The sequence below is a fragment of the Flavobacterium commune genome, from assembly GCF_001857965.1.
GTDB classification, from domain to species: Bacteria; Bacteroidota; Bacteroidia; order Flavobacteriales; family Flavobacteriaceae; genus Flavobacterium; species Flavobacterium commune.
In genome coordinates this window covers 1,954,570-1,970,224 of sequence record NZ_CP017774.1, presented here as the reverse complement: position 1 = coordinate 1,970,224, position 15,655 = coordinate 1,954,570, and the positions used below count along the sequence as shown (strand labels likewise).

Below are 15,655 nucleotides of genomic sequence, written 5' to 3'. Positions count from 1 at the left end.
CCAAAATTTCAATTTACGAATGAAAGCACAAAATATCCGTTTCTTTATAATTACATTTTTATTTACAATTACTATTCCTGTTTTTTCACAATCGGTTAGTGACTCAACCCAAACAGATACGATAAAAAAGATTATTCTTCCGGTATTAAACGATAATTTTTACAGAAAACCGCCTCCGGCAAAACTAAAATACAGTTTTGCCCGAGAAGTTGCTCTGCCTGAGCCTGAAAAAAAACTCCCTTCTCATTGGACTAAGAAAAACATACTTGGATTTGACATTTCCGAAATAGCTTTTGTTAACTGGAGTGCCGGTGGAACTAGTTCCATTTCAGGATTGCTTAAAGGCGATTTTAACAGGACCTACGACAACAAATTAGTAAAATGGGTAAACGAGCTTAGTGTAAGATACGGAATGAACAAACAGGACGGAATTGAAGTTCGTAAAACAGATGATGCTTTCCAGTTCAACTCTACCTTTGGACACAGACATGATCCGGAGAGCAACTGGTTTCATTCGGCTAAGCTAAATTTCAACACCCAGTTGACCAATGGATACAAATATCCTAATAAAGAAAATCCTATTTCCAGACTTTTTGCTCCAGCTTATATGTTTCTTGGTTTTGGTGCTGAGAATAGTACAAAATCAAAAAGTCGTGTGATTTACTTCTCTCCTTTTACCTACAAAGCCACCTTAGTTTGGGATCAGGAATTAGCCGACAAAGGTGCTTTTGGTGTTGAAAAAGCCATTTATGACAGCGAAGGAAATATAATTACAAAAGGGAAAAGATCTAAAAACGAATTAGGTTTTTTAATTACCAATCGTTACAAAAAAGAGATTTACAAAAACGTAATCTTTGTAAACAGTTTAAGTCTGTACTCTGATTATGTAAACAAATTTGGTAACGTTGATGTGGATTGTGATTTAGCCTTAAATCTGGTTGTCAACCAATATGTAAAAGCCAATATCGGCACCCGAATTCTATACGACGACGATATCAAAAACAAAACCGAAGTAGCAGGAGTTCAGGTTACCGAAGGTCCTAAAGTGCAATTAAAACAAGTACTGGGCGTTGGGTTAACTTACGCTTTTTAAGACTTAACTTTTTTTGCTTCCGTTTATTGTTTTGTATAATTCCAGTGCATTTCCATCGGTAAGTAAAGAAACATAATGACAAATATGCAACAAACGATCGTAAAGATTTTCCTTTTCCAGATTGTGCTTTTCAGGTAATAATTTCAAAATTAGTTTATCATAATTAGAGGCCGTTTCATTGAATTTGTTGTCATAAGCCGTAATAAACTTATCCAATAATGTCTGAATAATTTGGTAGCCTACCAATTCTTTTTCAATCACTTCGCGGCTTTGGTATATCTTGTCGATACTAATTTTGATTATATCATCCATTTGCGCTTTATATTTGCTTTTATCCATCAAGGCAAAAGGAAATTTTCCTTGCAAAATAGCCTCTTCATTGGCAATAAATACTTTTACGGCATCATTTATCAAACTACTGATTGCCAAAGCCCTCAAATAACTGATTCGGTCTTCTTTAGTTTCTAAAGTTTTATATTTTGAAGTATTAATACTGTCTTTTACCAATTTAATCAGGTATTCCAAAGCAAAATCTTCGGAAACCAAACCTAAATTAATTCCGTCTTCAAAATCAATAATGGTATAACAAATATCATCTGCCGCTTCAACTAAATAAGCCAAAGGATGTCTTTCAAAACCAATATCATCCCCAGTTTTATTTGGAATCAACCCCATATCTTTTGCCGCTTCTTCAAAAAACGTCTTATCAGCCTGAAAGAATCCGTATTTTTTATCAGAGATATTTCGGGTTGGCTTTTTAGGCAAACTCTCTTTTGGGTATTTCATGAAAGCACCTAAGGTAGCATACGAAATTCGGAGTCCGCCTTCAATTCCGGGACGACTGGAGGTCATTACCGAAAAACCATTGGCATTCCCTTCAAAATCAATTAAATCCTGCCATTGTTTTGGACTCAGAAACTCTTTGTATTTCTGCCCTGCTCCTTTCGAAAAATATTCTCCAATAGCCTTTTCGCCCGAATGCCCAAAAGGCGGATTTCCTATATCATGTGCCAAAGATGCCGCCGCTACGATAGCCCCAAAATCATTCATGTGAAAACCATGAACTTCTTTTAGATAAGGATATTTCTCAATGATTTTTTTCCCAACCAAACGTCCTAAAGAACGTCCCACAACCGAAACTTCTAAACTATGTGTCAATCGGGTGTGAACAAAATCTGTTTTTGAAAGGGGAATAACCTGAGTTTTATCTTGTAAACTTCTAAAAGCAGCCGAGAAAATAATACGATCATAATCAACTTCAAAACCTAAACGGGTGTCATCCTGCTCTATTCTTAATCGTTTGCTTGTATCACCTTGTCGTTTTAAAGATAAAAGTTGTTCCCAGTTCATGTTGATTTCTGATTGAAGATTAACAAATTATAATTTCAGATTTAAAAACCCAAAAATACATTTTATTTTAAACAAAATGCTGGATTAACTGCGATACCATGAGACTTTAAAACATTTGATTTTACCATTAAGAAATTTAGAAAATTTAAGTTTAATAAACCTTAAATCCTTAATGGTTTAACCTTTAAATTTTAAAAACTCAATTCAGTACTATGTTTAATTTCGCCCATTACAAAAACACTTTGGGTATTCCCGATATTCTCAATGGTTGACAATTTATTCATTACAAAATCCTGATAGCTCGCCATATCGGCAACTAAAATCTTAAGCATAAAATCATAATCTCCTGCTATGTTATAACATTCTATGATTTCGGGAAGTGCCACAATATCTTTTACAAAATTAGCACCCACATTTTTAGCATGTTCTTTCAAACGCACATTGCAAAAAACGGTCATTCCTCGATTGAGCTTTTTCTTATCCAATAAAGCCACATATTTCATAATATAGCCTTCACGCTCCAATCTTTTGATACGCTCATAAACGGGAGTCGCTGTCAAAAACAATTTAGCGGCCAGGTCTTTTATGCTAATATTGGAGTCCTGTTGGAGCTGTTTTAATATCTGTAAATCGGTGTTGTCTAAATTTTCCATAGAATATTTTACTGCTAAAGTTGTGTTTGCGAATCATTAAAAGAACAAAAATCTAAAATAAAACACAAAAACAATTCATTTTACTTAATTAAAAACCAAATTTAAGTATTAAAATCTACAAACATAACTTTGTACAGTAATAAATACTGATAAAAATGAAAACAAATAATTTAGGTTATCCCAGAATTGGAAGCAATAGAGAATTAAAAAAATCCAGTGAACTTTACTGGGCCGGAAAAATTTCAGCCGAAGAACTATTGGCTACAGCCGCAACAATCAGAAAAGAAAATTGGCAATTACAGGCCAAAGCCGGAATTGATTTGATTCCGTCAAATGATTTTTCTTTTTACGATCAGGTTTTGGATTTAACTTTAACATTAGGAGCTATTCCCGGACGTTATGCTGAAATTGCTAAAACAAAACCGGCTTTAGACTTATACTTTGCTATGGCAAGAGGTTCGCAAAAAGATGGTCAAGACGTTGTTGCAATGGAAATGACCAAATGGTTTGACACCAATTACCACTACATCGTTCCTGAATTCACTAAAAACCAGCAGTTTTCATTGTTCTCAGAAAAGATAATCAACGAATTCATTGAAGCCAAGCAATTAGGAATCCATACAAAACCGGTTTTAATTGGGCCAATCAGCTATTTATTGCTGGGGAAAGAAAAAGAAGAAGGCTTTAACCGCATTGAGCTTATCGATGCTTTATTGCCTGTTTATTTCGAAATTTTAGAGAAATTAGAAGCACAAGGTGCAACTTACATCCAACTAGACGAACCTTTTCTTGCCCTTAATCTTACTGACAAAGAAAGAAACACCTACACAAAAGTATACAACGTAATCAACCAACGCTTTCCTAACTTAAAAGTGATTCTGGCTAATTATTTTGACTGTTTTGGAGAAAACTTAGAAACCGCTTTGGCTTTGCCTGTTGATACTTTACACTTGGATTTAGTGCGTTGCCCTTCGCAATTGGATGACATTTTAGAATCAGGGAAATTAGCTCCTAACGTAAAGCTTTCTTTAGGAGTTGTTGACGGTAGAAACATCTGGAAAAATGATTTCAAAAAATCTTTAGCTTTAATCGAAAAAGCGACTGCTGCAATAGGAAACGACCGTATTTTAATTGCACCTTCTTGTTCCTTAATCCACTCACCTTGCGATTTAGATTTGGAAACAAATGACAAAACGCTAACTCCGGAAATCAAACAATGGCTGGCTTTTGCCAAACAAAAAATTGAAGAAGTAGTGGTACTTCGCAATTTAGCTTCCGGAGAAATTACCGAAAACGACCAGGCTCATTATCAGGAAAACACTATCGCTAACGAGAACAGAAAAACTTCGAAATTAATTCACAACGAAGCGGTAAAAAATCGTGTTGCCAGCATTACAAGCGGAGACGATCAACGTAAAAATGTATTTGCTGTTCGAAGAGAAAAACAAATTGAAGCTTTAAAATTGCCGCTATTCCCAACAACAACTATTGGTTCTTTTCCACAAACTGCCGAAGTAAGAAGCTGGAGAGCTAAGTTTAAAAAAGGTGAATTATCACAATACGAATACGATACTTTATTGGAAAAAGAAACCGAAGAAACCATTCGTTTCCAGGAAGAATCCGGAATTGACGTTTTAGTTCATGGCGAATTTGAACGCAACGATATGGTGGAATATTTCGGAGAGCAATTAGACGGATTTGCCTTTACTAAAAACGGTTGGGTACAAAGTTATGGTAGCCGTTGCGTGAAACCGCCGGTTATTTATGGTGATGTTTCCCGTCCGAATCCGATGACTGTAAAATGGGCTGAATTTGCACAATCCTTAACTCCAAAATGGGTAAAAGGAATGTTGACAGGGCCAGTTACCATCTTACAATGGTCGTTTGTGCGTAACGATCAGGCACGTTCAGAAACCTGTACTCAAATTGCGCTAGCTATTCGTGATGAAGTAGTAGATTTAGAAAAAGCCGGAATTAAAATTATCCAAATTGACGAACCTGCCGTTAGAGAAGGATTGCCATTGCGAAAAGAAGAATGGGCAGCTTATTTGGATTGGGCTATTAAAGCTTTCAGAATTTCTGCCAGCGGAGTTGCCGATGACACTCAGATTCATACGCACATGTGCTACAGTGAATTCAACGATATTATTCAAAATATTGCCGATATGGATGCCGACGTAATTACCATCGAATGTTCGCGCTCACAAATGGAATTGCTGGATGCTTTTGCCGATTTTAAATATCCAAATGAAATTGGACCCGGAGTCTATGACATTCACTCACCACGTGTTCCATCAAGCAATGAAATGGTTCATTTACTGGAAAAAGCAGCAGCAGTAATTCCTGCCAATCAATTGTGGGTAAATCCTGATTGTGGTTTGAAAACCCGTCATTGGGACGAAACTAAAAAAGCTTTAATCGAAATGGTTTCAGCAGCTAAAAAAATGCGTGCTGTTGTAGAAAACACTGCAATTGCCTAATTAATTTTCTTTATTTACAAAGAAGCCTTCTCAAATTAAATTGAGAAGGCTTATTGCTTTTATGCTGTTCGAACGTGAAAAAAATCGTAAAGAGGAGTGATTTTATATATTATTTTATGTCAAGATGTGAGGATTAAAAGCTAAAATAAAACCCCAACCAGCTATATTAAACCCAAAAACAGCCATCAATAAAGAGATAATAAAACTTGAAGTTTTAGATGTTTCTCTAATGACTATTTCAACATTATTATTTGTGACTTGATTTTGGAATATTCTTTTTAACAATAACATTGATTTTTTTATTTCTAAATCAGCAATGTTTTTAAACTCAAACTTATGTTTACCAATACTTTCAACTTCAAATTGATAAAATTCTGTTGTCAATTGACCTTTGTGCTTGAATTTAAACTTCATTTGTTTTTCATAAACATCTAATTGAGTTCCATTATTAGAAATATATAAATCAAAATTTCCTTTATTATTTGCATAACCACCAACAAAACAAAGAGAATATGTACCGATTTTTTCAAAGTTTATTTCAGTTGGATTTTCTGAAAGATTTAATTGGGCAATAGCTTTATTAAAATAGATTTTGATTAAAGTCTTCATCCCTAAAAAAAACATTACTAATCCGAGTATACCAACTAATAAAAAAATTATTTGCATTTCTTTTGATTTAAATTATTTATGATTTGTTTACTTAAACACCTACTAACTCATTTACATACACTACAAACAACTCCCAAAAACTAAATAGTTTATCGAAATTCCCTCCATTTTAATTTCAAATATATTCATTTTTTTCTTACACCTATATTCTCAAAAATAAAAAAATAAAAAAGCCCTGATTGACTAAGTGTTCAACCAGAGCTTTTCGTTTTTAAAACAAATAATAACTAACTAATTTTTAAAGTGTTGCTGCTCCTCCGTCAAGTAATAATTCGCCTCCTATCATGAATTTAGAATCATCAGAAGCTAAATAAAGGAATCCTGCTGCCATTTCTTCTGAAGTTCCCAAACGTTTTGCCGGTATTCCTGAAGCATAATAGGCTTTTGTTCCGTTTGCTTCTTCTTCCGAAGCTCCTCCTCTTGAAAATATTGGCGTGTCAATTGGTCCAGGCGAAAGTACATTCACACGGATGTTTCTATCCAACAATTCTGCTGACAACGTTCTGGCTAACGAACGAACGGCTGCTTTGGAAGCAGAATAGGCTGCAGTAGTTGCAAAACCTTTGTGGACTACTGTAGATGCCGTAATGATAATTGAAGCGCCATCATTTAGATGCGGCAAAGATTTTTGAATAGTGAAGAAAACCCCTTTGAAATTGATATCGCTGGTTTGGTCGAACATTTCTTCGGTATAATCTGCTAAAGGTGCCGCAATAAATACACCGGCATTCACTACCAATACATCAATTTTGCCAAAAGTATCTTTAACTGTTCCGTAGGTGGTGTCAATATTGTTTATATCCGAAACATCGCTTACCAAACCGATCGAAGCATTCCCAATTTCGAAAACCGCTTCATCAATTGTCTTTTTATTACGGCCTGTTATCGCCACTTTGGCACCTTGTTCTGCAAATAATTTTGCTGTTGCCAATCCGATTCCGCTGTTTCCTCCTGTGACAACAGCTACTTTGTTTTCTAATTTTTTCATTTTTTTTATAATAGTTTAATTATTGCAAGTATTTAAATATCTAAATATTTCGATTTATTTAATTAAAAAAAAGGCTAAAAGCCTAAATTAGAAATATAACGACTATAAGCATCGCATATTTCTTTATTGATAACAAATTTCAAATTGCGTCCTTCCTTTTCAGATACTAATAATTCAGCTTCTACTAATTGTTTCAAATGGTGAGACATGGTAGATTGTGCCAAATTAAAACATTCTGAAACTTCACAACATTGCATAAAATCCTTTCGTTTACTAATCATATCCAATATCTTCAAACGATAGGGATCTCCTAGTGCTTTAGAAATTTTCTCAACTTGTTTTATGTTCAATTCGGTAATCATGAGGCAAAGATAAAAATATATTTTTAATATATCGAAATGTTTCGATTTATATTATAAATTTGTTACCTCTTTAATTCAAATCCAAATTTGAATTATCTCTCTAAAACATTCTCTATGAAAATTTTATACAGTTACATCAAAACACATAAGACACTTTTATATATTGCCTTACTTTTAGCCACCATCAACCAGTGTTTTTCTTTATACGATTCGATAATCATTGGTAAGTTATTAAATGAATGCGGCGTTGGGGTTGCCAATTTCAATCACAATCAGGGCAACTTTATCAAAGCGGTTTCGGGTTGGCTATTATTATCATTAGGAGCTGCAATGGCTTCCAGAATTGCCAAAAACTTTCAGGACTATTTTACCAATATCATCATTCAGCGAACAGGTGCTCAAATGTACACCGATGGAATTCAAAAAGCGCTTCAATTGCCTTTTCAGGACTTTGAAGACCAACGCAGCGGAGAAACCTTAGGTAAACTTCAAAAGGTAAAAATTGATTGCGAAAGATTCATCACTCTGGCCATTTCGTTGATTTTTCAATCAATAGTCGGTATTGTGTTTGTTGTGGTTTATGCCGCAAGTATTCATTGGCTTTTAGGCCCAATTTTCCTGGCAACTGTTCCTGTAATTGCTTATATCAGTTCGTTTTTAGGAAAAAGAATCAAGAAAGTTTCCAGAGAGATTTTGGGCGAAACGACCGCTTTAGCCGGAGCTACTACTGAATCTTTACGAAATATCGAATTGGTAAAAAGCTTAGGATTGACCGAACAGGAAGTCAACCGATTAAATGCTACTACCATTAAAATCCTTGGATTAGAACTCAAAAAAGTGCGTTTTATCCGTTCGTTGAGTTTTATACAAGGTACAACGGTGCATTTTATGAGAACCAGTCTGGTTTTTGCGCTTTATATGTTCATTTTTCAAGACATCATCAAACCCGGTGATCTGATTACTTTAATGTTCTTTTCATTCTTTTTGTTTAATCCGTTGCAGGAATTAGGAAATGTGATTGCAACTTATAACGAGACAAAAGCGTCTATGGATAATTTTGCTGATTTGATGAATTCTAAAAGTGAAGAAACTCCTGAAAACCCAAAAACGATCGGTGCTATCAATCATTTGAGTTTTCAAAATGTTTCTTTCAAACACCAAAGTGCGAATACTTATGCCGTGAAAAACATTTCATTTGAAGCCGAAGCCGGAGAAACCATAGCTTTTGTTGGTCCATCGGGAAGCGGAAAAACAACTTTGGTAAAAATGCTCGTTGGATTGTACAATCCTGCTGAAGGTGCTATTTTTTACAATGAAAAAAACGCCAAAGACATTGACCTAACCGAATTAAGACAACAATTAGGTTTTGTAACTCAGGATGCTCAATTATTTTCGGGAACGATAAAAGACAATTTACTATTTGTAAAACCAAATGCTACAGACGAAGAAATCAATGATGTTTTGCAAAAATCGGCTTGTCAGAATTTATTAAGCAGAGCCGAAAACGGCATCAACACCACTATTGGTGAAGGAGGTGTTAAAGTTTCCGGAGGAGAAAAACAACGTTTGTCTATTGCCAGAGCTTTACTTAGAAATCCGCATTTACTGCTTTTTGACGAAGCTACCTCAGCATTAGATTCGATTACCGAAGAAGAAATCACCAAAACAATCCGAAGTATTTCCTCTAAGCAAGATCAAATTACCGTATTGATTGCACATCGCTTGTCCACGATTATGCACGCTGACAAAATATTTGTTTTGGAACAGGGAGAAATTATCGAACAGGGGAAACACCTTGATTTATTAGAAGAAAAAGGCTTGTATTATGCCATGTGGAGACAGCAAATTGGTGAAAGAAAATAGTCCAACTAAGCTTCAACAGGATTGGTCAGCGTATTCAAATCTTTTTTCATTTTGTTCAACTTGCGTTTTTTAACCACATAGGTTTCCGAAAAAGAATCATGCCATCCTCTTGGAATTTCTCCAAAATAAGTAAAAGCTTCAAAAGGAATAAAACGGCAACAGGTTCTAATAAAAAAACGCTTTCCGGAAGGTTTAGAACCATCAGCATTAACAACGATAGTATGTGTGATTAACTTGGCAATAGTACGGGAAAAATACACTTCGGTAAAATAATAATACAAAAAGGCGACTATCGCTGAATAAAAACTAACTTCCAGAATAGCCATATTTTCTACCCAATTAGTAAGAGCAAAATTATTAGCCGACAAAGCCACTAAAATAATTGTGGTTCCTAAACTTAAAACAATGATATAAATAAACATTAAATCGATGCAAAGATTAAGAAAACGCTGAAATTGGGTGGCGTATAAATCATTGGTTATTGTAAATCCTTCGTTTTTCATGACTATCGTATTTAGTGTTAAAAAAGAATCTTTAAACAATATTAACTTACTCAAATATAAGGAATTATTAACTAAAACAGAAAGAAAGCGAGTTTTATGTTTTTCGATTAAAACCAAAAAAAACAGCTATCATTACGATAGCTGTTTTTCTTTGTTCTTTATTCTATTCTCTAAAAAATTACGCTCCACACATTTCGCAATCCTCCGGACCGCCTGCTTGGGCTTGTAAAATCATCTTTTTATAATCTTCAATATCAATCGCTTCTGTTTTTATTTCTTCAGCAACTGGCTGTTCTTTTTTATCGTTATTTAAAGTAAATTTAATTGCATCTACAGCCGATTTAGTTCTTAAATAATACATACCTGTTTTCAATCCAGATTGCCAAGCATAGAAGTGCATTGATGTTAATTTAGCATAATTAGCATCTTGCATAAACAAGTTCAATGATTGCGACTGGTCAATAAAATATCCTCTTTGACGAGACATATCAATAATATCCTTCATTGACATTTCCCAAACGGTTTTGTACAATTCTTTTAAGTCTTGCGGAATAATATCAATGTTTTGAACTGATCCATTATGACGCATAATTTCTTGTTTCAAACTTTCATTCCACAATCCGCGTTCTACTAAATCATGTAATAAATGTTTGTTTACTACAATAAATTCTCCTGATAACACACGACGGGTATAAATATTAGAAGTATATGGTTCGAAAGCTTCGTTGTTCCCTAAAATTTGAGAAGTAGAAGCAGTAGGCATTGGCGCTACTAATAAAGAGTTACGAACTCCGTGTTCCATCACTTCTTTTCTTAATGAAGCCCAGTCCCAACGACCTGATAATTCCTCATCTTTCAAGCCCCACATATTGTGCTGGAATTCTCCCTGAGAAATTGGAGAACCCGCATAAGTAGAGTATGGTCCTTCTTCTTTAGCCATTTCCATAGAAGCGGTAACAGCAGCGAAGTATAAGGTTTCAAAAATCTCCTGATTTAATTTTTTAGCTTCCTCACTTGTAAACGGCATACGCAACATAATGAAAGCATCGGCCAAACCTTGAACTCCTAAACCAACCGGTCTATGACGAAGGTTAGAATTTTCTGCTTCAGGAACCGGATAGTAATTTCTGTCGATAACCTTATTCAGGTTTCTGGTAACACGTTTCGTTACATTGAATAAAGCTTCGTGATTAAATGCGCCGTTTTCAACAAACATTGGCAATGAAAGCGAAGCCAAGTTACAAACTGCAATTTCATCCTTAGAAGTGTACTCCATAATCTCAGTACACAAGTTAGACGAACGAATAACTCCTAAATTCTTTTGGTTTGATTTACGGTTAACGGAGTCTTTGTACAACATGTATGGTGTCCCTGTCTCAATTTGAGATTCCAGGATTTTCTCCCATAATTCACGTGCTCTGATGGTTTTTCTACCTTTTCCACGGTTTTCATAGTCGATGTACATCGCTTCAAATTCGTCTCCATAAACATCATACAATCCCGGGCATTCGTTAGGACACATTAAAGTCCATTGTCCATCTTCCTGTACGCGTTTCATGAATAAATCAGAAGTCCACATGGCAAAAAATAAATCTCTTGCACGCATTTCTTCTTTTCCGGTATTCTTTTTCAAGTCTAAGAATTCGAAAATATCAGCATGCCAGGTTTCGATGTAAATAGCAAAACTACCTTTGCGCTTTCCTCCACCCTGATCTACGTAACGAGCTGTATCATTAAACACTCTCAACATCGGAACAATACCGTTTGAAGTTCCGTTAGTACCACGAATATAAGAACCTGTAGCACGAACATTATGAATAGAAAGTCCAATTCCTCCCGCTGATTGCGAAATTTTAGCCGTTTGTTTCAAAGTATCGTAAATACCGTCAATACTATCATCCTGCATTGCCAAAAGGAAACAAGAAGACATTTGAGGTTTTGGCGTACCTGCGTTAAACAAGGTAGGAGTTGCATGCGTAAAAAACTTTTTAGACATCAAGTCGTAAGTTTCTAAAACAGCCTGTAAATCATCTAAATGAATTCCAACTGCCACACGCATTAACATATGTTGTGGTCTTTCAACAATTTTCCCGTTTATTTTTAACAAATAAGAACGCTCTAAAGTTTTGAAACCAAAATAATCATAATTAAAATCTCTGGTATAAATAATATGAGAATCTAAGAAAGCTGCATTTTCCTGAATTACTTTGAATACTTCATCTGAAATTAACGGAGCTGCCTGACCATTTCTTGGATTCACATAGTGATACATTTCGGTCATTGTTTCCGAAAATGATTTTTTTGTATTCGAATGCAGGTTTGAAATTGCAATTCTAGCTGCCAACTGAGCATAATCCGGATGTGCAATAGTCATCGAAGCCGCAGTCTCAGCCGCTAAATTATCTAACTCTGACGTAGAAACTCCATCATATAATCCTTCTATCACGCGCATTGCCACTTTTACGGCATCCACTAAATCATTTAAACCATAGCAAAGTTTTTTAATTCTTTCTGTGATTTTGTCGAACATTACTGGCTCTTTGTGGCCGTCTCTTTTTACTACGTACATAAGTTTTGGGTTTTGTAAAACAGGGAATCCCTTCACTGTTTCTGGTTATTTGTAACATTTTTTTTTGCCGCTAAGGCGCTAAGACACAAAGTGCTTATTTTTTCCACTCACGAAACCAAGTCTTTTATTTGTGACTTAGTGCCTTTGTGGTGATTTTTTAAAAATCAGCGTCGAAAGAAATTTCCTGAGCATCAGAGTCATTAGCTTTCCCACTGTTTAAAACTCCTGCTTTTTGATATTCAGATACTTTTTTCTCGAAGAAATTAGTTTTTCCCTGAAGCGAAATCATATCCATAAAATCGAATGGATTTGAAGTATTGTAAACTCTTTCGCAACCTAATTCCACTAATAATCTATCGGTAACAAACTCTAAATATTGCGTCATCAAACTGGCATTCATTCCAATTAAACTTACCGGAAGTGACTCAGTGATAAACTCTCTTTCAATATCCAAAGCGTCAACGATAATCTCTTTGATTCTTTCTTTAGACACTTTATTCACCAGATGGTGGTTGTGTAAATGCACTGCAAAATCACAGTGTACACCTTCGTCACGAGAAATCAATTCGTTAGAAAAGGTCAATCCTGGCATTAAACCACGTTTTTTCAACCAATAAATAGAACAGAAAGCACCTGAGAAAAAGATTCCTTCTACAGCAGCAAAAGCAATTAATCTTTCAGCAAAAGAATCGGATTCTATCCATTTTAAAGCCCAGTCAGCTTTTTTTCTAATAGCAGGAAAAACATCTAAGGCATTAAATAATTCGTCTTTTTCTTTTTCGTCTTTTACATAAGTATCTATCAAAAGCGAATAAGTTTCACTATGAATATTTTCCATCATAATTTGGAAACCATAGAAAAATTTAGCTTCAGCATATTGTACCTCATTTACAAAATTCTCAGCTAAGTTTTCATTTACAATTCCGTCAGAAGCAGCGAAGAAGGCTAAAATATGTTTGATAAAATATTTCTCATCTGAATTCAACTTGTTGTTCCAGTCATGTAAGTCCTGAGACAAATCGATTTCCTCAGCTGTCCAAAAACTAGCCTCCATCTTTTTATACCATTCCCAAATATCATGGTGTTTTATAGGAAATATTACGAAACGATTTTTATTCTCTTGTAAAATGGGTTCTACTTGCGACATTGCTATTATTTTTATATGAGATTTAAGGATGTTTTTTGCTTTTTGAAGCTTTACAAAGATTATGAAATATTGCGGTAATTAAAAGTCAAACTTATTCACAATACACCCTAGTTTTTAACAAAGAAAGAAAAGACATTCAAATCCATTTTAAAAAACAAACCTTTATAAATCAATCATTTAAAAAACCGAAAACGTTATAAACAGGCGTAGAATATAGGATTTAAACAATACAAAACAAGAAAAAAATATTTTATTTTGACTTGACTTTTTTCCATTCCTGAGCTACTAATTCAAGCTCTAAATACCAATCTTCACCAAACCTTCTAATCAATGCTTCTTTGACGAATTTATACACCGGAACTTCCAACTCTTTACCTAAAGAGCAGGCATCATCACAAATATCCCATTTGTCATAATTAACCGCTGCAAACTCCGTGAAATCTTTTACACGAATAGGATACAAATGACAGGAAACTGGTTTTTTCCAATCTACAATTCCCTGATTATAGGCTTGCTCAATACCGCAAAGAGCAGTTTTTCCATCAAAAATTACATAAGCACAATCCTTATTATCAATTAATGGCGTTTCAAGGTCACCATCGGTACCTTTTACCCAGGTCCCCTGAGCCTCAATAGCCTCAATACCTTCTTTGCGTAAAAAAGGTTTTACTTTAGGAAATATTTCCTCTAAAATTTTAGTCTCCTCTTCATTTAAAGGCGCACCTGCATCACCATCAACACAGCAGGCTCCGTGACAGGCTGATAAATTACAAACAAATTCTTTTTCTAAAATGTCTTCCGAAACTATGGTTTTTCCTAACTGAAACATGGATTTACTTAGTATAATTTATAAAATGCAAAGATAATCATTCCTTATCGTACACTATCAAACAAGCTCTGTTTTATCCTGAACTTTAACTAAATTCAAGCCTATTTAAAATCAAAAAAAACAAGCACTAATCCGCAGTAAACCAAGGACTACAACAAAACCATAACTAATTAAAAACCAAAAACTTATGATTCTATTTTAACATATCGCTGTTAAATTATAAGCTTCTAATGTTAAAGGACTATTGCTCTAAACATTTTTTTTATAATTTTACCCCGTAATTTAGCCTGTAGAAACAACTTGAATTTCAATCTACAAGCCAACACTAATATCATGAAAATCTTTACTAACATCTTAGTGTTTCTAGCATCAGCACTGGTCATTTTTAACATCACTCAATTAGATTTCAATAATCTGTTTGGAGGAGATAACGCAGTTGCTTTTATTGGAATAGCTGCTTCTTGTTGCGCCATCTTAATTCTGGTGATTTTTAGATTATCTAAGAAAATAGATGACAAAATGAACGACAAACTATAAATTATATGTTTGACGTACTTATAATTGGCGGTGGAGTTTCGGGAATGTCGTGCGCTTTAGTTCTTGGCTCAGCCAAAAACAAAAGTTTTATGACCGAAAAGAGAATTGGCATTTTTACCCACCAGAAATCTTCTTCACTTCAGGACGCCTTATTTTATAACGCTTATGGTATCCCTGCCGGTAAATTAGGCTCGGAATTATTAACCGAAAGCAGTACTCACCTGGCTGAAACCTACCCGCATATTACACAAATTCAAAACGAAAAAGTCCTTCGTATTGAAGGTGAATATCCAAATTTTAATATAATTACCAACAAAAACAGCTACCAAACTAAAAAAATAGTAATCGGTATTGGTTCAGCAAATACTTTTGTTATTGAAGGATTAATGAATTATGTTATTCCGCACCAAAAAGCACTTCCTGAAAAACAAAGAATTCAATTAAAAAACACTGACCATAAAGTAGCCGAAGGCATTTATGTAATCGGGACATTAGCAGGATGGAGAAGCCAGCTTGCCATTGCCGCCGGAAGCGGAGCCGCTGTTGCCACAGACATTCTCACTTTATGGAATAACGGCATTCAAACTCACGCTCACGACAGCATTCGATAAA

Annotated in this window: 14 protein-coding genes; 5 read left to right on the top strand and 9 right to left on the bottom strand. The window is 34.8% G+C overall.

Translation table 11 applies throughout. The features are described 5' to 3' along the window. Positions 1–19: 19 nt before the first annotated feature. Positions 20–1,093, top strand: a complete 1,074-nt coding sequence (locus tag BIW12_RS08155) for a DUF3078 domain-containing protein (protein WP_071184670.1) — start codon at positions 20–22, stop codon at positions 1,091–1,093. A gap of 3 nt (positions 1,094–1,096) precedes the next feature. Here BIW12_RS08155 and BIW12_RS08150 read toward each other — a convergent pair whose 3' ends face one another. Together BIW12_RS08150 and BIW12_RS08145 are read right to left on the bottom strand one after the other, a co-directional pair. Next, the gene (locus BIW12_RS08150; RefSeq protein WP_071184669.1) at positions 1,097–2,443 is read right to left on the bottom strand and encodes a deoxyguanosinetriphosphate triphosphohydrolase; all 1,347 of its coding nucleotides are present in this window, start codon (positions 2,441–2,443) and stop codon (positions 1,097–1,099) included. Between the two features lie 191 nt (positions 2,444–2,634). Next, positions 2,635–3,096 (bottom strand): Lrp/AsnC family transcriptional regulator, encoded by a 462-nt coding sequence (locus BIW12_RS08145; RefSeq protein ID WP_071184668.1) that lies wholly within the window; start codon positions 3,094–3,096, stop codon positions 2,635–2,637. Between the two features lie 155 nt (positions 3,097–3,251). Between BIW12_RS08145 and metE the strand changes: the two genes are divergently transcribed. Next, positions 3,252–5,576, top strand: coding sequence for a 5-methyltetrahydropteroyltriglutamate--homocysteine S-methyltransferase (gene metE, locus BIW12_RS08140; RefSeq protein WP_071184667.1), 2,325 nt, complete (start codon positions 3,252–3,254; stop codon positions 5,574–5,576). Between the two features lie 114 nt (positions 5,577–5,690). Here metE and BIW12_RS08135 read toward each other — a convergent pair whose 3' ends face one another. From BIW12_RS08135 to BIW12_RS08125, 3 genes are all read right to left on the bottom strand, one after another. After that, positions 5,691–6,242 (bottom strand): hypothetical protein, encoded by a 552-nt coding sequence (locus BIW12_RS08135; RefSeq protein WP_157499511.1) that lies wholly within the window; start codon positions 6,240–6,242, stop codon positions 5,691–5,693. Positions 6,243–6,483: 241 nt separating this feature from the next. Continuing rightward, complete coding sequence (locus BIW12_RS08130; RefSeq protein ID WP_071184665.1) at positions 6,484–7,233, bottom strand: SDR family oxidoreductase; 750 nt, start codon at positions 7,231–7,233, stop codon at positions 6,484–6,486. A gap of 74 nt (positions 7,234–7,307) precedes the next feature. Continuing rightward, positions 7,308–7,595, bottom strand: coding sequence for an ArsR/SmtB family transcription factor (locus tag BIW12_RS08125; RefSeq protein ID WP_071184664.1), 288 nt, complete (start codon positions 7,593–7,595; stop codon positions 7,308–7,310). 114 nt (positions 7,596–7,709) lie between these two features. On the opposite strand from BIW12_RS08125, the gene BIW12_RS08120 reads away from it, so the two are divergent. Then, positions 7,710–9,458 carry an ABC transporter ATP-binding protein gene (locus BIW12_RS08120; protein ID WP_071184663.1) on the top strand — a complete coding sequence of 583 codons (1,749 nt, stop codon included), beginning with the start codon at positions 7,710–7,712 and terminating at the stop codon, positions 9,456–9,458. A 5-nt stretch (positions 9,459–9,463) separates the two neighbouring features. On the opposite strand, the gene BIW12_RS08115 is transcribed toward BIW12_RS08120, so the two are convergent. From BIW12_RS08115 to BIW12_RS08100, 4 genes are all read right to left on the bottom strand, one after another. Next, positions 9,464–9,961 carry an RDD family protein gene (locus BIW12_RS08115; protein ID WP_071184662.1) on the bottom strand — a complete coding sequence of 166 codons (498 nt, stop codon included), beginning with the start codon at positions 9,959–9,961 and terminating at the stop codon, positions 9,464–9,466. Between the two features lie 178 nt (positions 9,962–10,139). Further along, complete coding sequence (locus tag BIW12_RS08110; protein WP_071184661.1) at positions 10,140–12,530, bottom strand: ribonucleoside-diphosphate reductase subunit alpha; 2,391 nt, start codon at positions 12,528–12,530, stop codon at positions 10,140–10,142. Between the two features lie 157 nt (positions 12,531–12,687). After that, positions 12,688–13,677, bottom strand: a complete 990-nt coding sequence (locus BIW12_RS08105; protein WP_071184660.1) for a ribonucleotide-diphosphate reductase subunit beta — start codon at positions 13,675–13,677, stop codon at positions 12,688–12,690. Between the two features lie 250 nt (positions 13,678–13,927). Continuing rightward, complete coding sequence (locus BIW12_RS08100; RefSeq protein WP_071184659.1) at positions 13,928–14,506, bottom strand: DUF3109 family protein; 579 nt, start codon at positions 14,504–14,506, stop codon at positions 13,928–13,930. Between the two features lie 333 nt (positions 14,507–14,839). Between BIW12_RS08100 and BIW12_RS08095 the strand changes: the two genes are divergently transcribed. Beyond that, on the top strand, positions 14,840–15,043 hold the full coding sequence (locus tag BIW12_RS08095; protein ID WP_071184658.1) for a hypothetical protein: 204 nt from the start codon (positions 14,840–14,842) through the stop codon (positions 15,041–15,043). A 5-nt stretch (positions 15,044–15,048) separates the two neighbouring features. After that, positions 15,049–15,654, top strand: a complete 606-nt coding sequence (locus BIW12_RS08090) for an FAD-dependent oxidoreductase (protein ID WP_071184657.1) — start codon at positions 15,049–15,051, stop codon at positions 15,652–15,654. The last annotated feature ends 1 nt before the right edge of the window (position 15,655 follow it).